Below are 20,185 nucleotides of genomic sequence, written 5' to 3'. Positions count from 1 at the left end.
ACGGCGCTCTTCGGCGCCGTTTTTGATTCCGGCTTCCGCGTAAAGCAATTGGATCGCCGGCCTGCCCGTGGTAATGACGCGCGCATGACAAATACCAACTCCATTTCTCCCATCCATGTCATCGGCGGCGGCCTTGCCGGCTCCGAAGCCGCTTGGCAGATCGCCAGCGCCGGCGTGCCCGTCATCCTGCATGAAATGCGTGGCGTGCGTGGCACCGAGGCGCACAAGACCGACGGTCTGGCCGAACTCGTCTGTTCCAACTCCTTCCGCTCAGACGATGCGACCAGCAATGCGGTCGGCGTCATCCATGCGGAAATGCGCCTGGCCGGCTCGCTGATCATGGCTTGCGCCGATAAGCATCAGGTTCCCGCCGGCGGCGCGTTGGCGGTAGATCGCGACGGATTTTCGGAGGCGGTAACGCAGGCGATCGAAAACCACCCTCTGATCACGGTCGTTCGCGAGGAAGTCCAGGGCCTGCCCCCGACGGAGTGGGGTCGGGCGATCATCGCCACCGGGCCTCTGACCGCGCCGGGGCTTGCCAGTGCCATCCAGGCAGAGACGGGCGCGGACGCACTTGCCTTTTTCGACGCCATCGCGCCGATCGTCTACCGCGACAGCATCAACATGGACATTTGCTGGCACCAATCCCGCTACGACAAGGTGGGACCGGGCGGCACGGGCAAGGACTACATCAACTGCCCGATGGACGAAGCCCAATATAACGCCTTCGTCGACGCGCTGATCGCCGGCGACGCCGTTGGTTTCAAGGAATGGGAAGGCACGCCCTATTTCGACGGCTGCCTGCCGATCGAGGTCATGGCCGAGCGCGGGCGCGAGACGTTGCGCCACGGGCCGATGAAGCCGATGGGCCTGACAAATGCCCATAACCCCGGCGTCAAGGCCTATGCGGTCGTACAGCTACGCCAGGACAATGCGCTCGGCACGCTCTACAACATAGTCGGCTTTCAGACGAAACTGAAATATGGCGCGCAGGCCGAGATTTTCCGGCTGATCCCAGGCCTGGAGAATGCCGAATTCGCACGGCTCGGCGGCCTGCATCGCAACACCTATATCAATTCGCCGACGCTGCTCGACCGCTCGCTCTCGCTGAAATCGCGGCGGGGCCTGCGTTTTGCCGGCCAGATCACCGGTTGTGAAGGTTATGTCGAAAGCGCCAGCATCGGTCTGCTGGCCGGTCGCTTCGCGGCAGCCGAGCACAGGGGCGAGTCGCCGTCCCTGCCGCCAGACACGACGGCGCTGGGCTCGCTGCTCAACCACATTACCGGCGGCCATATCGTTTCCGATGAAGAGCCGGGCAAGCGCTCCTTCCAGCCGATGAACATCAATTTCGGGCTGTTTCCGGAATTGGAACCGGGTTCGATCGTCAAGCCGGAGGGCGTCAAGCGCTTCCGCGGCAAGGACAAGACGATCATGAAACGGCAACTGATCGCCAAGCGGGCACTGGCGGATTGCGCTGCGTGGCTGGGGGTTCAGGCACCCGCGATCATCAAAAGCGCCTGAGCCTCTTTAGGCCTTTGCCGCTGGCTTGGTAGCCGAGGACTTGGAATCATCGCTCGCAACATAATTGCCGAGCAGCCAGAGTGAGACCTCTGCTGCCTCCGCGGGCGTCGCGAATTCGAATGTGCCGTTATGGTGCGGGGCGTCCAGGAAATCGATGGTCAAGCCGCGACCGCTTCCCGAATCCTTGGCATGTGCCCTGCCCGGCTCGATCAGATGAACGGCAAAGTGATTGCGCAGGCTCCGCATGAAGCCGGCCTTGTCATCATGCAAGCGCACGAAAACCGCTTGGCCATTGGCCGTGGTCTGCAATTGCCGGATGGCTTCCGTCGGAAAAGCGCGGCCGAACTCCAGAATGGCAAGACCGGTATCGTGCAGACCATCTTCCTTGTTCTGCGACGCCATGCGCGTTGCGAAGAAGGCAAAGAAAACGACGATCGCAAAGAGTATGCACCAGACGATGATGCCCATAGCGGCTCTCCTGGGATGCGGGCAAATATTCGGCAATCTCTATAAGCTCTGAGACTTGCGCGAACGTGGTCAGTTTCAGATTTTCCTGGTCACCGAGGCCAGAGCCATGCGCATCTGCCGGCGCCATTGTGGCTGCAGGAACGATCGATCGAACAGGTCGGCGCCCAGCGCCTGCGCGCGTTTCAGCACCGGCTCTGCCAGAACCACCGGCAGGAAAGCCGGAAATACCGCCGGCGAAATATTGCCGGCAGCTCTCGCCTTCGCGAGATGCTCACGGCCGAGGCCGGCGAAAGCTTCGATGGCGGCAGAAATGCGTGCCTTGTCCTCGCCAGCGAGAAAAGCATCTCGATCGAGACCGGTTGCCGTCAAGATTTCCAACGGTAGATAGAGCTGTCCGCGATGGCGGTGCATCGGCATCAGCAACAGCAGCCCGGCAATCGCCTGTGCCACGCCGGCATGGCCGGCAGCGTCGGCCGAGCGGCGGGCATCCTCCGGCGACAGCACGAGGCTCGCAAGCTGGATCAGCGCCGACGCCGTCTCGCCGGCATAGCCTTCCAGCGTACCGCGCGTTTCCATCGGGTCGTCGTAGAGATCGAAGATGCGCGCATCGATCATATCGATCAGCGTTTGACGCGGCAGGCGATGCAGCTCGATCGCGGCGAGCAGCTCGGCAGCCACGGGATTGGCCGCGCTCGACCCATGCGCCTGTCCCTCGAGCAGATCGCGCCAATATTGCATGCGCACTTCGCCCGGCAATGGCTCGTGGACCAAATCGCGGATGCGCGCCAGCTCCGCATTGAAGGCGTAGAGTGCGGCGAGAGCGCCGCGCTTATCCTCCGGCGCCAGCAGACAGGCAAGATAGCGGTCGCGATCGGTGTCGCGAAGCGTCGCCAGGCAAAGATCCTGGTTGCTACGGGGCGCAGCTAATGTCGTCATGCCCTGCCTGATCCTCGTCAAACGGCGATCAGCGCCGCGGCAACGGCGCGCGACTCGGCCAGCATGATGTTGAATGTGCGCACCGCCGCTCCCGTATTCATCGAATCGGAAGAAATCTGCCTGGCGCGGAAAGCCGCCCTCAGCTCCGATGGCAAAGGCCGCAGTTCCAGGCCGGTGCCGACCAACAACACCTCGATCTCGGCAGCCTCATCGAGCACTTTCTGGAAATGCGCCGGCGTCAACGCATCCTCCAGCGTCATGTCCCAGCCGTAAATGCCGGAGGGCAGGCAGAGCAGCGAGCCGCGATGCGACATGTCGGCAAATCGAAAACCGCCATTGCCATAAGCGTCGATCGGTGCGCGGCCGGGAAAATGCGCGTTCCGTATTTCTATGCCTTTTGCCACTTTGTCACACCGCTGGTTTGCCTGATTGAACGTCGCCGCCTGCCTGTCCCTTGTTTTCGCCGCCAGCCTGGAATCTATCCGGGCGTAGCTTGAAGACGATCAGGACCGGGGCCGCAATATAGATCGAAGAGAAGGTGCCGACCGCGACGCCGAAGAGCAAGACGAAGGTGAAGGAGCGGATCACCTCGCCGCCGAATATACAGAGCGCGAGCAGCGCCAGCAAAGTCGTCGCCGAGGTCAGAACCGTGCGCGACAGCGTCTGATTGATGGAGGCATCAATCAGAATCGGCAACGGCATCTGCGAATAGCGTCTGAGATTCTCGCGCATCCGGTCATAGACGACGACGGTATCGTTCAGCGAATAGCCGACGATGGTCAAAAGTGCCGCAATGCCCGTCATGTTGAATTCCATGCCGGTCAGCACGAAGAGGCCCAGCGTCAGGATGACGTCATGCAGCGTGGCGACAATCGCGCCAACGGCAAACTGCCACTCGAAACGCAGCCAGATATAGATGAGGATCGCAGCCAGCGCCGCGAGAACCGCAAGCGACGCCGTCGCGCTGATTTCGCCGGAAACGGCAGGGCCGACGACCTCGACACGGGAGAAGTCGTATTCCCTGCCTAGTTCGTCGCGCACGAGGGTCACGGCGGATTGTTCGGCGTTCTCGCCGCCCTGCTGCGCATGCACTCGGATCACCGCACTTAGCCGATCGTCGAGCCGCTCGACCTGTACATCGCCCGGAACGACGTCCTGCAGACGCGATTGAATATTGGCCGGATCGACAACGCCCTGCTTGGCGCGAACTTCGATGATCGACCCGCCGGTAAAATCGATACCGAGATGCATGCCGATCGTTGCGAAGGCAAGCAGGGTTGCGACCGACAGCGCCGCCGACACCGTAAACGAATAGCGGCGGATACCCATGAAGCGAATATTGGCGCCGTCGAAGATGCCGCTTCGCACACCCGCCAGCAGCACGCGCGGCTTGCGATGCGAAATCCAGGCGTCGACGAGCGAACGCGTCACGAAGCAAGCGGTAAAGAAGGTGGTGAAAACGCCTGCTATCAAGGTCGCGGCAAAGCCGCGCACCGCGCCGCTGCTGACATAAAAGAGGATGGCCGCGACGATGAGCAGCGTGAGGTTGGCATCGGCTACGGTGGCAGCGGCTCGGTTGAAGCCGTGGCGCAACGCGTCGACGAGAAGATGGGTCTTCTTTTCTTCTTCCCGGACGCGTTCGTAGATCAACACATTGGCATCGAGCGCGATACCAATGATGAGAACGATGGCGGCAATCCCGGGCAAGGTCAGCGTGATGCCGAACAGCCCCATGATTGCCAGAACCATGATGATGTTGATGACAAGTGCAATCGTCGCGGCGACGCCGAGCAGTCCGTAGAAGCCGATCATCAGCGCGGCAACGAAAATGGCGGCAACAATGCAAGCGGTTATGCCGGAGCGCATCGTTTCATTGCCCAAACCGGGCTTGATGGTTCGCTCTTCGACCGTCGTCAGCGTCGCGGGCAATGGCCCGGACTTCAGCATGACGGCGAGATCCTGCGCGCCCTGCGCCGTGAAATCACCGGGTATATCGATATCGCCGGTGGTGATTGCGGTCTTCAAGGCGGCCGCCGAGATGACCTGGTCGTCAAGCACGACCACGACATTCTTGCCGAGATTGGCAGCCGTCGTCTGTGCAAAACGGGTGGTCGCTTCGGCCGTCAGTTTGACGGAGATATTGCCGTTATTGTTCTGGGTGTTGGACACCGCCACAGCATCGGCAAAGTCGATATTCGAGAGGAGAGGCTGCTTCTGGACGAGATAGCCAACTGGAGGGTCATCTTCGGAAAACAGCACTTCCGAACCGGCGGGCGGGCGGCCATTGATGGCATCCTGCACCGACATGGATTGATCGATCAGACGGAAGCTGAGCTGGGCTGGCTGGTTCAGGAGGTTCTTCAGGCGCTGCGGATCGGCAAGGCCCGGCACCTGAATGACGACACGATCCGCGCCTTGCCGGCGGATCAGTGGCTCACCGACGTCCAACTGAGCGATACGATTGCGGATGACTTTCAGCGAGCGCGTCATCGATGCAGAGACACGCTCATCGATGCCGGCATCGGTAATATCGACGGTCAGGGCACCATTGTCGCCCTGCGATAAGACCACTCCCGTCTTGCCGCTGGTGATCGGCTTCAAGGCAGTTACAGCAGCCTGCACCTGCGCGGGATCGTTGATGCGGAGCTGGATCTTCTGGCCAGTGCCGGTAAGACCGGAATAGCTGATATTGACCGTGCGCAGCCTGGCGCTGATATCGCCAACAACAGTCTCCAGCCGATCCCGGACGACATCGCCACGCTCGATTTTGAGCATGATATGTGAACCGCCCTCAAGATCGAGCCCGAGTCCGACTTTGCTTCGCGCAAACCAGGCCGGAAAAGAGGAGAGCTGCTGATCGCTGAGCAGATTGGGCACGGCAAGGAGAACGCTCAAGAGAACGGCGAACCAGATCAGGACGGTCTTCCACCAGGAGACGTGCAGCATCGCTCTCTCGAGTTTTGGCTTCTCACTGCGCCCCCACAATCACCGGGACACACAAAGGCGCAGTAACACTTTGAATTTGCGCACAGTTCTCTTCGAAAGTCGAATCCGATTTTCGAAACTGCACGCTGGCGTGGCAAGCTGCTCGGCCCCACCTGCCCGTCAAACCTTACGCAGCGTCAGCCTTGACCGGCTCGCCCTTGACGCGGACTTCCGTGATGGCGCTGCGCACAACGCGGATGCGGACGCCTTCGGCGATTTCGACTTCCAGTTCCTTGTCGTCGACGACCTTGGTGACCTTGCCGACGATGCCGCTCGTGACGATCTGGTCGCCGCGGCGGATATTCTTCAGGACTTCCTCACGCTTCTTCGCCTGTGCGCGTTGCGGGCGGATAAGAAGGAAATACCAAACCACCATCAGCGGCACAAACAGGATGATCATTTCAAAGCCGGAACCGCCAAAGGCGCTTGCGGCTGAATCTGTCGCGCTCTGCGCATATGCGTTGGTGATAAACATCGAGAACTCCCTTGAACTCCTTGCGGGAACGGGCCCCGCGTCAGGTGGCCGGAATATAGTTGTGATCATCGCGAATGCAACAAAAACAGCCGCGGACCGTACTGTTTTCCAGGCCTCTTAGCCTTTCGGGCCCGAAAGGAGCATGGTACCCGCCAAGACAGGGAGCATTTTACTCCTTTCCCGACTAACGTTCTGGAGGAAAAACGGTGACCGAAGATCAAAACACGCTGATCCTTGCGGAAGTCCGCCGCCTCGCCGACGCGCTTGAACGCCTCGCCGGCCCGGCACCGGCCGTCAACGATTGGGACGCTGCCGATTGCTTCGTCTGGGCCCCTACCCGGCTCTATCTGCAGCCCGTTGCCCGGCCGAACCGCGTGGCGCTGACCCTCATCCGGGGCGTCGACCATGTGCGCGACATTTTACACGAAAATACGCTGCGCTTCACCGAAGGCTTCGCCGCCAACAATGTCTTGCTCTGGGGTGCGCGCGGCATGGGCAAGTCGTCGCTCGTCAAGGCCGTGCATGAGGATGTGCGCCGCGCCACCGGCGTCTCGCTGAAGCTGGTCGAAGTGCATCGAGAGGATATTTCCTCCTTGCCGGTACTGCTCGATATCCTGAAAGCCACGCCGCATCGGGTCATCGTCTTCTGCGACGACCTTTCCTTCGATCACGACGACACCGCCTACAAATCGCTGAAGGCGGCGCTGGACGGCGGTGTCGAAGGCCGGCCGGACAATGTGCTGTTCTACGCCACATCGAACCGCCGCCACCTGCTGCCGCGGCATATGACGGAAAACGAGCAATCGACGGCCATCAACCCTTCGGAAGCGGTGGAGGAAAAGGTATCGCTCTCCGACCGTTTCGGTCTCTGGCTCGGCTTCCACAAGTGCAGTCAGGAAGATTATCTGCAGATGATCGACGGCTATGCCGATTATTTCAAGCTCACGCTTGATCGCGCCCAGATGCATCACGAGGCGCTGGAATGGGCAACGACACGCGGCGCCCGCTCCGGGCGCGTGGCGTGGCAATATATCCAGGATCTTGCCGGTCGGCAGCGGATCGTGCTGGAGCGGGATTGACCATCGCCTTCCAAATCATGTCGCGCAGCGGCCGTGCGACAACGACATGCGCAAAATTAAGAACCTAATGCGCAAAGAGCGGATCCCAGAGATCGCGATGCGCTTTAGAACGACAAAAAGCCCGGTGGTAGCCGGGCTTTTTGCAGACTCCTTGAGACGCACTACCTATTCAAGGAACGTCATTGGGTTGACCGGGGCCGAATTCTTGCGGACTTCGAAGTGAAGCTGCGGCTGCTTGACGTCACCGCTCATGCCGGACGTGGCCAGCGTCTGGCCGCGCTGAACCTTCTGGCCACGGGCGACGCTAAGTGCATCGGCATGGCCGTAGACCGTGACCGTGCCGTCGTCGTGACGGACGAGGACGGTGTTTCCGAGTTCCTTCAGGCCGTTGCCGGCATAGATGACGACACCGTTTTCAGCGGCCTTGATCGGGGTGCCTTCCGGAACCGAGATGTCGATACCGTCGTTGCGGCTGCCGTTGACGTTGGAGCCATAGCCGGCAATGACCGCGCCGCGGACTGGCCAGCGGTATTTGCCGATCCCCGTCGCTTCCGGAGCATCCGCCTGCACGTCGGCCTTGGCGGCGGCGTCGCCGACGGACTGGGTCGGCGCTGCGGCCGCGACCGCCTGGGGCTTGGCGGCATCGGCGGCCGGCGCTGCGGCGACGGCCTTGGGCGCTGCCTTTGCTGCCGGCTCTGCGGCGGCAGTCTTAGTCGCGGCGGCTTTCGCAGCCGGTTTTACGGTCGGCTCAGCAGCCGCCTGCTTCGGCTCCATGGCCGGCACTGCAACAGACTTCACGGCGGACTTTTGCGGCTCGATCGAGGCGGTTTTTACCGGATCGGGTTTCACCGGTTCGGCCTCGGCAACTGCACCGTGCGGCAGCTTCAGCGTCTGGCCGATACGGACGCCGCCGCCCGACTGTATGTGGTTTGCCTGCTTGAGCGCATCGACGCTGACGCCGGCGTTTTTCGCGATCCTGGCAAGCGAGTCACCCGGCTTGACGACATAGGTGCCATCGCCCTTCGGCTGCGGACCCTTGCCGTTACCGGCAGCGAGCTTGCTGGGATCGGCGAGGCCGGCCTGCGACTTGCCACGCATCTGACCGTTGGATGGCAGCACCACGGCATCCTGCTCCGGAGCCTTGACCGGCGCGGGCATCTTGCCACCCTTGGAAAGGTCGGTCGCTTCCGAGGCCACTTTGGCCGGGCTCGGAGCACCGGCACCGTTCATGGTCGGGATGATGATCTGCTGGCCGGGCTGAGCGCTGGCGCTGTTCTTCAAGCCGTTGGCGCGCAGGATTTCTTTTTCCGGAACGCCGTAGCGGCGCGACAGCAGGCTTATGTTTTCGCCGGGACGCAGCGTGACGCTTGGCGCGTTGACTGCCGTCCAGCCGGATGAAGGTGCTGCGGCAGTCGGCGCCTTGATCGTGCCGGTCGACATCGTATCCGGAGCCAGAGCCGGTTCTGCGCGGGATACCGCAGCTTTGCCACGCGATGCGGGGAACGGCTGGGCAAGCGCTTCGCTTTCTCCCTTGGAGGCGACATGCGAGCGAACCGGCGCTGCGGAAGCAGTCGGCGCTGCAAGCTCGGTCCGCTGGATCGCGACGGGAGCGCTTGATACGCGAGCACTCGAATAGGATGGATTATAACGGGCCGGAGAATTCGGATATGGCCTCGTCACCGGTGCGTTCTGCTGCGAATAATCCTGCTGCTGATAACCGCCGCCCTGGGCGAGATCGGCACGCGGCACGGGATCGCCATCTGCCCCATTCAAGCCGCGACGATTGATCGAGCCGGTCGTCGTCTGATCCGGAGAGCCCGCAAAGAGCCCGCCGAAGCGCGTCGTGTCCGAACTACAAGCTGTCGCGGTACTCGCCAGGAGAACGGCCACCAAGACTTTCCCTGCCGATTTACCGAAGTTTGACGAAAGACTGAAACCCATGACTCGACCCACTTGAGACGCAACCGATTATGGGTCGATTAAAGCGCGTTAATCTTACCATGCGGTTAAAGCACTGGCGTCACATGTGTTTTTTTGAGGAATTGCTAACCATAGAAGATGAAACCCCGCGTTCGCGGGATACTTCCAAGGATTTCAATCTAAATTAGGCCTCAAAGATAAGAGGCGAGCATCGGCACGATCGGCTGATAAGGAACATCGAAGAGTTCCTCGCGCTCGAAGCGACTGCCGGTCTTGGTGAGACGCACCATGCGGCAGACATTGTCTGAAAGTATCAACGGCGCAATCATCGACCCGCCGGAAACCAATTGCTCGGCAAAGAAGCGCGGCATGGTGGTGAAGGCGGAGGTCACCAGGATGCGATCGAAAGTCCCCTCGCCCGGCAAACCGACGCTGCCGTCAGCCTGGCGGATGATGACATTGCGCAGGCCGAGCGTATCCATGCGCTGCTGCGCTGCCGTCGTCAGCGTCTTGTAGCGATCGACCGTCAGCACCCGCTCGACAATGCGGCCCATGACGGCAGCAGTGAAGCCGCTGCCGGTTCCGATTTCGAGAACGCGATGGCCTGGCTTGATCTTCAGGCTATGCAGAATGCGGACGACGAGATCGATGCCTTCCATGAAGGCACCGCATTCGATCGGGATCGTTCGGCTGGAATAGGCATCATCGGCAAATTGCAGCGGCACGAAGGGTAGGCGCGGCGTCTGTTCGACGGCCGTCATCAGATCGATGTCCAATATGCCTTCGGCCCGCAGCCGCAGCACGACGGCTGCAAAGCCTTCCTTCTCGACCAGACGAGATGTCAATCCGCTACTCCGTACCCGAGCGCCCGCGCCACGCGGTCTTGCGCCGAATAATCCGTTAAATCGAGTTTCAAAGGAGTTACCGAAATACGATTTTGTTTCAAGGCATGGATATCGGTGCCGGGGCGAAAGATGCCGCTGCGTTCGCCGAAGCGCAACCAGTAATACGGGAAACCACGGCCATCGGCCCGTTCCTCGACCTGGAGATTGAAGGCGAGATTGCCCTGCGCGGTGACTTCTGTGCCCGAAACTTCGTCCGGTTGGCAGTTCGGGAAGTTCAAGTTGAGAAAGGTGCCGTCGGGCATGTCGACATCGATAAGCTTGCTGAGAAGCGCGGGCGCATGCGCCTCCACCACCTCCCAGGGAACGACCCGTGTCCCGTTCTCATGCACATAGGCTTGGCTCAGCGCGATGGAGCGCACGCCCTGCAGCGTACCCTCGATCGCGCCGGCAATCGTGCCCGAATAGGTGACATCGTCGGCAACGTTGGAGCCGGAATTGACGCCTGAGAGCACCAAGTCCGGCTTGATGTCCATGACCTGGCGGATGCCCATGATGACGCAATCCGTCGGCGTACCGCGCAGCGCATAATGCTTGTCGGAGACCTTGCGCAGACGCAACGGTTCGGAAAGGCTCAGCGAATGGGCAAGGCCGCTTTGATCCGTCTCCGGCGCCACGATCCAGACGTCATCGGACATGGTGCGGGCGATGCGCTCCAACACGGCCAGTCCTTCGGCATGAATGCCGTCGTCATTGGTCAGAAGTATCCGCATTGCCCCCACCGCTCAAAAACATGATCCCGAATAGCGCGAAGCGGTTTTCGGACAAAATCATGTCCCGTCAAATCAGGCTGCCCGCTCGATTCTCTTCAGACCACCCATATATGGCAGCAGTGCGTCCGGAACAGTGACTGAGCCGTCGTCATTCAGATAATTCTCGACAACGGCGATCAGGCAGCGGCCAACGGCAGTGCCGGAGCCGTTCAGCGTGTGGACGAATTTCGTAGCCTTGTCGTCCTTGCCGCGATAGCGGGCATTCATGCGCCGCGCCTGGAAATCGCCACAGACCGAGCAGGAGGAGATTTCGCGATAGGTGTCCTGCCCCGGCAGCCATACTTCCAGGTCGTAGGTCTTGCGGGCGCCGAAGCCCATGTCGCCGGTCGACAGCGTCATGACACGATAATGCAGGCCAAGACGCTTCAGCACTTCCTCGGCGCAGGCGGTCATCCGCTCGTGCTCGACAATCGAGCTTTCTGCGTCGGTGATGGAAACGAGTTCGCATTTCCAGAACTGGTGCTGGCGCAGCATGCCGCGCGTATCGCGACCGGCCGAACCTGCTTCCGACCGGAAAGACGGCGTCAGCGCCGTGAAGCGCAGCGGCAGCTTCTCCTGATCGAGGATTTCACCGGAGACGAGGTTGGTCAGCGTTACTTCGGCAGTCGGGATCAGCCAACGGCCATCCGTGGTCTTGAACAGGTCCTCGGCGAATTTCGGCAATTGGCCGGTGCCGAACATGGCCTCGTCGCGCACCATCAACGGAGAGCTGACTTCGGTATAGCCGTGTTCACCTGTATGAAGGTCCAGCATGAATTGGCCGAGCGCCCGTTCCAGGCGCGCAAGCTGCGAGGTCAGCACGGTGAAACGCGAGCCGGAGAGCTTGGCAGCGCGCTCGAAATCCATGTAGCCGAGCGCTTCGCCGATCTCGTAATGTTCCTTCGGCGGATGGTTCCAGGTCGGCTTGGCGCCCCAGGCATGCTTGACGACATTATCGTGCTCATCCTTGCCAACCGGCACGTCGTCGAGCGGAATATTGGGAATGCGCGACAGGGCGTCGTTGAGCTCGGCCGTCAGCACGCGCTCCTCTTCTTCCGCGGCCGGCAGCGACGTTTTGATCTCGGCGACCTCCGCCTTCAGCTTCTCGGCAAGCTCGGTGTTCTTCTGCGCCATGGCCGCGCCGATTTCCTTCGAAGCGGCGTTGCGGCGAGACTGCATATCCTGGACGGATTGGATGACGGAGCGGCGCTTCTCGTCGAGCGCAATGAGGCTTTGCGACAAAGGCTCGGCTCCGCGCTTAGCAAGCGCTGCATCCAAAGCCTCGGCATTCTCACGAATCCATCTGATATCAAGCATCGTCGTTCCAGGTCGTTGCACAAGATGATGACTCCGCCCGAGATTTCGGACGGAGATTAAACCGGCAGAACCTTATGGAAAGACGATGCGGACCTGCCGCTCAGACGCTATCCGTCTTGGCGACATCGGACGTCTCGTCACTCTCCTCGAGCGCTTGCCGGGCACGCTGGCGTTCCACGAGTCGCGCCGCGTAGATGGAAATCTCGTAGAGAAGGATCGTCGGCAGTGCAAGGCCGATCTGGGACATCGGATCCGGCGGCGTCAGCACGGCGGCGACGATGAAGGCGAAGACGATCGCGAACTTGCGCTTTTGCGCCAGCCAAGCCGATGTCAGCAGGCCGACGCGCGCCAGCAGCGTAGTGATGACCGGAAGCTGGAAGACGAGACCGAAGGAGAAGACCAGCGTCATGATGAGGCTGAGATATTCCGAGACCTTCGGCAGCAGCGCGATGCCCACCTGACCCTCGGCCGGTGCCTGCTGCATCTTCAGGAAAAACCACATCACCATGGGCGTGAAGAAGAAGTAGACGAGTGCGGCGCCCATCAGAAACAGAATCGGCGATGCGATTAGGAACGGCAGGAAGGCAGAACGCTCGTTCTTGTAGAGCCCGGGCGCGACGAATTTATAGATCTGTGCAGCGATGATCGGGAAAGAGATCACCAGCGCACCAAACATGGCGACCTTCACCTGCGTAAAGAAAAACTCCTGCGGCGCGGTATAGATCAGCTCGGCCTTGGTAACATCGAGGTGCGCCCAGACCACGGCCCATTTGTAGGGATAGACCAGATAGTTGAAGAGGTGCTTGGCAAAGGCGAAACATCCGATGAAGGCAATGAAAAACGCCACCAGCGACCAGATCAGCCGCGTGCGCAATTCCATGAGGTGTTCGATAAGCGGCTGCGGCTTATCGTCGATGTCACCCGTCATGCCTCGTCCTTCTTCTTAGGCGTTATTTTGCTCGCTGCAGGGCGCTTCCTGGGAGAGGCCGCGGCGGCTGGAGCATCGGCCGTGGCCGCTGCAACCTTGCGAGGCGCCCGCTTCGGCTTTTCCGCGACAACCGATGTGTCGACCAGCGCAGCAGCGACCTCGTCCGTCTTGCCCGGTGCTTTTGCCCGAGGCTTGCGAACAGCTTTCGGCTTAGCAGGCGCTTCCGCAGCAACGGCGGCCGGCTGCGGCGTAAGCGGCGCTGACGATACGGCCGGTGCGGCCTCGCTAGCTGCCGGAACGATTGGAGACATTTCCGGCAGCCCCATGGACGGCTCGGACACTGGTTCGGCCGGCGTCGATGTTGCCGCGACAGGCTGATCAGCGGTCGTCGAACGCTGCAAGTCGGCCTTGATCTCGTTGCCCATCTGCCGCAGCGGGTTCATTGCTTCTCGCAATGAATTGACCGGATTGAGTTTTTGCGCATCGGAGATCGTTTGGCGCACATCGTCCAGCTCCGCCTCACGCATGGCCTCATCGAATTGCGCGCGGAACTCGCCCGCCACTTTTCGGGCCCGCGCCGTCATTTTGCCGATTGTCCGCAACGTTGCCGGCAGTTCCTTAGGGCCAATGACCACAAGCGCCACGACGGCGATAACCAGCAGCTCAGACCAGCCAACATCGAACATGAAAAGGCTCCTGGGCCGACAGCGAGCGTCTCAACTCCCTGCGCACCCGACATGATTATTTCGATTCGTCGGCCTTGTGTTCAACCGTGCGGGACGCTGTCGTCTGAGACGGCGTCTCATCCTCGTCGCTCATGCCTTTTTTGAAGCTCTTGATGCCCTTGGCAACGTCACCCATCAGCTCCGGAATCTTTCCACGGCCGAACAACAACAGCGCGATGGCCAGGACGATAAGCCAGTGCCATATGCTTAGAGAACCCATTGCGATAACTCCCAATTTCAACGTCTTCCCGATGTAAGACGTTTACGGATGTTTTTCAAACACCAAAATGTGCTGCGTCAGCGCACATGGGGATAGTGAGCGCCAAAGCCGCAGTCGAACATCTCCAAATGAGGAGAACGGCCTACATATTAGAAGCCGCTAATGGCAAAACCGAGACTTGCTGTCACTGTCTGGAAAAAAGCTTTGTCGCGGCCAAGCGGCCTGCAACGACCCGCTTATTCGTCCGAAGCGCCGCCTGGCGCCAGAAGGCCGAGTTCCTCCAGATCCAGTTGCGTGATCGGATCTTCGTCCTCGGTCAATTCGTCGCTCATCAGTGGCGACGGAATGTTGAAGTTGGCGGGAATACGGCCCGAAAGCAGCCCTGCCCCCTTCAATTCCTCGAGACCGGGAAGGTCTCGCAGCTCTTCCAGCCCGAAATGATCGAGAAAATCCCGCGTCGTACCCAGCGTCACCGGACGGCCGGGCGTGCGCCGGCGACCGCGAAACCGAACCCAGCCGGATTCCATCAGGACGTCCAACGTCCCCTTGGAGGTCTGCACGCCTCTGATATCTTCAATCTCGGCGCGCGTCACCGGCTGGTGATAGGCAATGATGGCCAGGACTTCGAGTGCTGCGCGCGACAGTTTGCGCACCTCGTTGTCATCGCGGCGAATTACGAAGGAAAGATCGGCGGCCGTGCGAAAAGCCCAGGCGCCGTCGACCTGTATCAGATTGACGCCACGCGTCGCATAATCGGCCTTCAGACGCTGCATGATGGAGCGCACATCGATGCCGCGGGGAACGCGATCGGCGATAAAACCTTCGGACACCGGCTGAGCGGAGGCGAAGACCAAGGCCTCGGCGATGCGTTCGGCCTCGCGGATGAGGTGTTCGTCGACGGCCGGCTCTGTCGGCGCAGCCGCTTCATCGTCCATATGGTGGTCGTCGTCCGGGCCGGTCACGCTCGCTCCTGCTCTATTCCGCCGCTTCGAGTTCTATATGGTTCGGCCCGCGACGCATATAGAGCGGCTGAAACGCGCCCTCCTGGCGGATTTCCAGCTTGCCCTCGCGCACGAGTTCCAGCGAGGCGGCAAAGGCGCTGGCGATGGCGGTGACACGCTCGCTCGCGCTGGTCATATAGCGCAGCAGATAGTGTTCCAAGGCAGTCCAGTCGGTGATCTCGCCGATCATGCGGTTGAGGATCGTCCGGGCGTCGACCAGCGACCAAACGCGGCGACGCTCGATCGTTACCTGCGTGATCGCCTGGCGCTGACGCAGGCCGGCATAGGCAGTCAAGAGATCATAGAGGCTTGCGTCATAGGCCGATTGGCGCCGGTCGGGAATATGTTCGGGCGCGCCGCGGACGAAGACGTCGCGGCCGAGACGATTGCGGTTGACGAGGCCGGTTGCCGCATCCCGCATCGCCTCCAGACGCTTCAGCCGGAAGGCAAGCGTTGCGGCCATTTCCTCGCCGGTCGGACCGTCTTCCTTGCTCTGCTGCGGAATGAGCAGCTTCGACTTGAGATAGGCGAGCCAGGCGGCCATGACTAGGTAATCGGCGGCAAGCTCGATACGGATCCGGCGGGCACGCTCGATGAACAACAGATATTGCTCGGCGAGCGCCAGCACGGAGATACGCGACAGATCGACCTTCTGGTTGCGGGCAAGATGCAGCAGAAGGTCGAGCGGGCCTTCGAAACCGGCGATATCGACGACCAGGGCAGGCTCATGCATGCCGCGCTCGGCACTATTGTCCTGCCACAGCTTGTCCATCGGCGCCGCCGCCTGCAGGCTGTTTTCCGTGCCGTCCACCTTGTTCACCTTTCAGATCCCTACTGCATAATTCCTTAAATCGGTACCGATTTAAGGAATTATGCAGCATTTCAAAGCGCTACAGCGTCCTTAGCGCGTCTTAAAAGACGCGCGGCGCTGTAGAGTTCGGTCTTACGCCACCGCAAATATCGCGTCGAATTCAGCGCGGATCGAAGCCTCGTCGGCACCGTCGTTGCGGCCGAAGGCTGCCTCGACCGCTTTCGCACGCGCCAGAGAAGCTCCGGCCAGCACCGGAACATTACGCACCACCTGCTGCATCTCATCCATGACGCCATTGCAGTGCAGCACGATATCGCATCCGCCCGCAACAATATTCGCCGCCCGCTCGCCGATTGTGCCGGCTAGAGCGTTCATCGAGGTATCGTCGGAAAGCAGCAGCCCCTGGAAGCCAATATGGCCGCGAATGATCTCGTCGATGACCTTGCGCGACGTCGTCGCCGGATTGGTGGGGTCGATGTCGGTAAAGACGACGTGGCAGGTCATTGCCATCAACTCGTCCTTGAGCGCCACGAAGGGCGGAAAATCATGCGCCTCCAGCTCCGCACGCGGAACCGTGACGACCGGCAATTCATGATGCGAATCGGCAAAGCCGCGGCCATGCCCGGGCATGTGCTTCATCACCGGCAGCACGCCGCCAGCCTTCAGACCTTCGGCGGCCGCGCGCCCCATCTCCGTCACCGTCGCGGGATCGCCGCCATAGGCGCGGTTGCCGATAACATTGCTCGAACCTTCGACGGGCACGTCGAGCACCGGCAGGCAATCGACGTTGATGCCGAACTTCAGGAGATCGAAGGCATGCAGCCGCGACATCAGCCAGGCGGCGCGCAGGCCCTGTTCGCGATCTTTGCGATAGATATCGCCCAGTGCTTGGCCGGACGGATAATGCGGCAGAATCGGCGGACGGATGCGCTGCACCCTGCCCCCCTCCTGATCGATCAATACCGGTGCATCACGGCCGACGCTATCGCGTAACGAAGCGACGAGATCGGCTATCTGCGCGGGCTCGGAAATGTTGCGTCCAAACAGGATAAAGCCCCATGGCTGTTCCGACTGATAGAAGGAACGCTCTTCGGGCGTGATGGAATGGCCGCTACAGCCGAGGATCATGGATTTTGATTCGGTCATGTTCGAATCATAAAGGCCACCTCGCGAAATGCGAATAACCTCAAACCGAGATACACAAAAGAAAACGGCGAGCCTCGGCCCGCCGCTTTCAACAATCTTGGGGCCTCGATCTCCTATTTAGAGATCAGGCAGGTGCCGCCTGCGGCGCGGTAACGCTGGCAGATGTCGGCAGCTTCATCCTTGGAGCCGGCGACGACGCGGACGCGATAGTAGGTGCCCTTGCCAGCGATATCGGCCTTGCGAATTTCGAGCGGATGACCACCGATGACGCTGGCGAACTTGACCTTCAGATTGGCCTGCGACTTCTGCGCTTCCGCCTCGGAAGGCAGCGAAGCGATCTGAACGCCGTAAGCACCGCTTGCACTTGCCGACGCGGCCGGAGCAGCCTGGGCCGCAGCCGGGCTCGCCGACGCGACCTGTTGCGGTTTCGGCTGAGCCGGAGCCGGGTGCGCGGCGGCGGCGTTATTTGTGGCAGCGGCAGGGACGGCGGGGGCGGCCTTGGCCGGCTGCTGTGCCGGACGCGAGGTCGGAACCGGAGTCGTCTTCACGACACGGATCGGCGTGCTTTCGGCGCTGGCTGAGTCGCCGTCGTCGGCCTGGTCCGCAGCCGGTTGCGAGGCCTGCGTCTCTGCCGTCGAGGGGCGAAGATCGGCGGAGGCGACTTGATTGCCGACCGGCGGTTTTGCAGCCGGCGTCTTCGGTGTCGAAGCCGGAGAGGCGGCCGTCGTGGTGTTGTCGACAGCCGGCTCCTCGCGGGCAACCAGCGAGCCATCTGGCTTGACGATCATCGTGCGCACCTTGCGCGGCGATACCGACGGAACCTGCGAATCATCGTTGGCGGCCGTATTGGCATTGTTGCCGTTCTGGTTCGGCAACAGCCGCGGATCCTCAGTTTCGCCGACCGGAGTCGGAGTGACCTGATCGTCGCTGCCGTCGTCAGGCGATACAGATTCGGGGATCAGCGTCTTCTGGACGACATCCACCGGCTGCTCATTGGAGGAAACCAGTTCCTTCTGCTTCGGCGCCGCAGTGCTGTCGCCGGCCACGCGGTCGTAGACAGCCTTGTCCTGATTGGGAACAACCGTGCCGCCTGGATTTTCCGGAGCGACCTTGACCGGATCGGCATCGGCAGTGATGACGCGCGGCTCGCCGGAGAAGGTCGAAATCGGCGAACCGTGACGAACCCAGCCGTAGATACCATAGGCGCCAAGACCCAGAACTGCGATGACGGCAGCGGCGGTCGCCATGCCACGGAACGAGCGCGCCGGACGACGGCCGGCCACAGCGGCCGGGTTCAGCGTCATGCGGGCGACGTTCTCGACCGGATTGGACGCTTCACGGTAGCTGCGGCGGAAATCCTCTTCCAACGCCCGTTCGAACTCGTCGAATTCCTCTGCAGGCTGTTTGGCCACAGCAGCAGGCTTTGCTGCCGCATTCTTGGACCAGGATGCGGCCATCGCGGCGCCGCCGAGGGCGGCTGCGGCAGCCGGCTTGATCGGCTCGGGGGCCGCTTCCTTGGCGGGCGTACCGAACAGGCTCGCCATCTCCGAGTCGATGTCGAAATCATATTCCGGCGGCACCACGATCGGCTCTTCCGGCTCGACCGGCGGCAGGTTTGGAACATGCGAGCCTTCGAAGTTCTCGACACGATCTTCAGTATCGGAGATTTCGGACGGATCGAATGGCAGAGCCTGATCGGCATCAAGAACAGGCGCAGCCTTGCGGGCCATCGGAGCTGTAGCAACAGCGACGGGCTCAGCCGGGCGCTGCGGAGCCGGCTCCTGACGCGGAGGCTGCATGACGCTGGGCGCAGCAGCTGCGGCAGTCATCGCTGCCACAGTGACGACGGGAGCAGCCGGAGGCGGCGCTACCGGGGTTGCCCGAGAGACAATCGGAGCAGGCTGCGGTGCGACCACCGGAGCGGACGCAGGCTGCGGGATCGGAGCAGCCTTGTTCGTTTCGGCGAAATCGAGCTCAGCCAATTCCATCTCGATATCTGCGAGATCGAACTCGAAGTCCTGGCCGGCGAAGGGATCTTCGGCTTCCAGAGCGATCGGCTTCGGCTCTTCGCGCTGCGGAGCCGCAGCAACGGGCGCAGTCACAACAGCGACGAGGGCGTCAACAGGCGCTGCCGGTGCCTTGGGCTCCGAGCCGAAAATATCGAAACTCGGCTCAACCTTCGCCGCCGGTGCGGCACTTCTGGAGGGAACCGGATAGCGGTCGACATCGGCCAGCAGATCGTCGATTTCAGCGGAAAGAGCCGCGGCGTCCATCTGGACGGGCTCCGGTGCCCTGGCGACCGACGCATCCGGTTGAGCCACGACAGGCGGTGGCTGAGGCGTGTCCTGCATCATCGGCAGATCGAAATCGAGCGCCGTTTCGATAGGCGGCTGCGCCTGAACTACCGGCGCGACCGGAGCTTGAGCCACAGGCTTTGCTTGCGTCGGAGCCGCAACGGTGAAATTAGCAAGCGGCAGCCGCACGGTGGCGGCAGCGGACTGCGGCAGCGGCGCAGGCTTCGGAGCCGGAGCTACTGCCTGTGGCGCCGGAACGGGTTGCGGAGCAGGAGCTGGCTGCAAGGCCGGCGCGATCGACATTTCCAGTTCGTCGATCAGATCGCGTGCGCCGACGGTTGGCTTGGCCGGAGCCACGGGCTGCGGCAACTCGGCAAACTGAGGTTCGCTGCGCACCGGCTCGACCGGATGCGAGAGCTGGGCTTCGCCGGCAAAAGGCTGATCTTCCGGCGAGACCGGAATGTCATCAGCAGGACTCAAACGAGGCGCATCATAACGCTCGAACTCCCGCAAGAGCTCATCTTCGAGATCGAAGGCCGGCTCTTGCCGCTGGGCAGCGGGCGCCGCCTGGGCGGCAGGCCGCGGCTCGAAACCGACGATGCGGGCGAGTTCGGCAAGCGGATCATCATCCGCAAAGAACTCGTCGTTTCCGCTTGCGCGATACGCCAACTGTTTTTCTGCCATCACCCAATCCACTCGCAAACG

Annotated in this window: 18 protein-coding genes; 2 read left to right on the top strand and 16 right to left on the bottom strand. The window is 61.5% G+C overall.

Annotated elements, in window-relative coordinates; genetic code table 11:
* The first annotated feature begins 84 nt into the window (after positions 1 to 84).
* On the top strand, positions 85 to 1,521 hold the full coding sequence (trmFO, locus tag PH547_RS00600; RefSeq protein WP_104825082.1) for a methylenetetrahydrofolate--tRNA-(uracil(54)-C(5))-methyltransferase (FADH(2)-oxidizing) TrmFO: 1,437 nt from the start codon (positions 85 to 87) through the stop codon (positions 1,519 to 1,521).
* Positions 1,522 to 1,527: 6 nt separating this feature from the next.
* Here the strand turns inward: trmFO and PH547_RS00595 are convergent, their stop codons facing one another.
* The 5 genes from PH547_RS00595 to yajC form a co-directional block, all read right to left on the bottom strand.
* Complete coding sequence (locus tag PH547_RS00595; RefSeq protein ID WP_104822939.1) at positions 1,528 to 1,989, bottom strand: hypothetical protein; 462 nt, start codon at positions 1,987 to 1,989, stop codon at positions 1,528 to 1,530.
* A 75-nt stretch (positions 1,990 to 2,064) separates the two neighbouring features.
* On the bottom strand, positions 2,065 to 2,925 hold the full coding sequence (locus PH547_RS00590) for a phytoene/squalene synthase family protein (RefSeq protein WP_104822938.1): 861 nt from the start codon (positions 2,923 to 2,925) through the stop codon (positions 2,065 to 2,067).
* 17 nt (positions 2,926 to 2,942) lie between these two features.
* Positions 2,943 to 3,329: an Mth938-like domain-containing protein gene (locus PH547_RS00585; RefSeq protein WP_104822937.1), complete on the bottom strand. Its 387-nt coding sequence runs from the start codon at positions 3,327 to 3,329 to the stop codon at positions 2,943 to 2,945.
* Positions 3,330 to 3,333: 4 nt separating this feature from the next.
* The gene (secDF, locus tag PH547_RS00580; protein ID WP_104822936.1) at positions 3,334 to 5,871 is read right to left on the bottom strand and encodes a protein translocase subunit SecDF; all 2,538 of its coding nucleotides are present in this window, start codon (positions 5,869 to 5,871) and stop codon (positions 3,334 to 3,336) included.
* 166 nt (positions 5,872 to 6,037) lie between these two features.
* On the bottom strand, positions 6,038 to 6,385 hold the full coding sequence (gene yajC, locus PH547_RS00575; RefSeq protein WP_104822935.1) for a preprotein translocase subunit YajC: 348 nt from the start codon (positions 6,383 to 6,385) through the stop codon (positions 6,038 to 6,040).
* A 206-nt stretch (positions 6,386 to 6,591) separates the two neighbouring features.
* On the opposite strand from yajC, the gene PH547_RS00570 reads away from it, so the two are divergent.
* A complete protein-coding gene (locus PH547_RS00570; RefSeq protein WP_285167116.1) occupies positions 6,592 to 7,464 on the top strand; it encodes an ATP-binding protein in 873 nt (290 codons plus the stop codon).
* 165 nt (positions 7,465 to 7,629) lie between these two features.
* Here the strand turns inward: PH547_RS00570 and PH547_RS00565 are convergent, their stop codons facing one another.
* The 11 genes from PH547_RS00565 to PH547_RS00515 form a co-directional block, all read right to left on the bottom strand.
* The gene (locus PH547_RS00565) at positions 7,630 to 9,405 is read right to left on the bottom strand and encodes a peptidoglycan DD-metalloendopeptidase family protein (protein ID WP_104822933.1); all 1,776 of its coding nucleotides are present in this window, start codon (positions 9,403 to 9,405) and stop codon (positions 7,630 to 7,632) included.
* Between the two features lie 170 nt (positions 9,406 to 9,575).
* The gene (locus PH547_RS00560) at positions 9,576 to 10,229 is read right to left on the bottom strand and encodes a protein-L-isoaspartate(D-aspartate) O-methyltransferase (protein WP_104822932.1); all 654 of its coding nucleotides are present in this window, start codon (positions 10,227 to 10,229) and stop codon (positions 9,576 to 9,578) included.
* Positions 10,226 to 10,999 (bottom strand): 5'/3'-nucleotidase SurE, encoded by a 774-nt coding sequence (gene surE / locus PH547_RS00555; RefSeq protein WP_104822931.1) that lies wholly within the window; start codon positions 10,997 to 10,999, stop codon positions 10,226 to 10,228. Before surE ends, PH547_RS00560 begins: the two co-directional genes overlap by 4 nt.
* A 72-nt stretch (positions 11,000 to 11,071) precedes the next feature.
* Positions 11,072 to 12,355 (bottom strand): serine--tRNA ligase, encoded by a 1,284-nt coding sequence (serS, locus tag PH547_RS00550; protein ID WP_104822930.1) that lies wholly within the window; start codon positions 12,353 to 12,355, stop codon positions 11,072 to 11,074.
* A gap of 100 nt (positions 12,356 to 12,455) precedes the next feature.
* Positions 12,456 to 13,283, bottom strand: a complete 828-nt coding sequence (tatC, locus tag PH547_RS00545) for a twin-arginine translocase subunit TatC (RefSeq protein ID WP_285167109.1) — start codon at positions 13,281 to 13,283, stop codon at positions 12,456 to 12,458.
* Positions 13,280 to 13,969 carry a Sec-independent protein translocase protein TatB gene (gene tatB, locus PH547_RS00540; RefSeq protein ID WP_285167107.1) on the bottom strand — a complete coding sequence of 230 codons (690 nt, stop codon included), beginning with the start codon at positions 13,967 to 13,969 and terminating at the stop codon, positions 13,280 to 13,282. Before tatB ends, tatC begins: the two co-directional genes overlap by 4 nt.
* A 55-nt stretch (positions 13,970 to 14,024) precedes the next feature.
* A complete protein-coding gene (locus tag PH547_RS00535; RefSeq protein ID WP_104822927.1) occupies positions 14,025 to 14,228 on the bottom strand; it encodes a twin-arginine translocase TatA/TatE family subunit in 204 nt (67 codons plus the stop codon).
* A 236-nt stretch (positions 14,229 to 14,464) separates the two neighbouring features.
* The gene (gene scpB / locus PH547_RS00530; RefSeq protein WP_104825081.1) at positions 14,465 to 15,163 is read right to left on the bottom strand and encodes an SMC-Scp complex subunit ScpB; all 699 of its coding nucleotides are present in this window, start codon (positions 15,161 to 15,163) and stop codon (positions 14,465 to 14,467) included.
* Positions 15,164 to 15,203: 40 nt separating this feature from the next.
* Positions 15,204 to 16,049 carry a segregation and condensation protein A gene (locus PH547_RS00525; protein ID WP_104822926.1) on the bottom strand — a complete coding sequence of 282 codons (846 nt, stop codon included), beginning with the start codon at positions 16,047 to 16,049 and terminating at the stop codon, positions 15,204 to 15,206.
* A 123-nt stretch (positions 16,050 to 16,172) separates the two neighbouring features.
* A complete protein-coding gene (gene nagZ / locus PH547_RS00520; protein ID WP_104822925.1) occupies positions 16,173 to 17,186 on the bottom strand; it encodes a beta-N-acetylhexosaminidase in 1,014 nt (337 codons plus the stop codon).
* A gap of 113 nt (positions 17,187 to 17,299) precedes the next feature.
* Complete coding sequence (locus PH547_RS00515) at positions 17,300 to 20,164, bottom strand: SPOR domain-containing protein (protein WP_285167102.1); 2,865 nt, start codon at positions 20,162 to 20,164, stop codon at positions 17,300 to 17,302.
* Positions 20,165 to 20,185 lie beyond the last annotated feature (21 nt).

It is taken from the genome of Rhizobium cerradonense (genome assembly GCF_030182455.1).
Taxonomy (GTDB): domain Bacteria; phylum Pseudomonadota; class Alphaproteobacteria; order Rhizobiales; family Rhizobiaceae; genus Rhizobium.
This window is presented reverse-complemented; position numbering and strand designations above follow the sequence as displayed.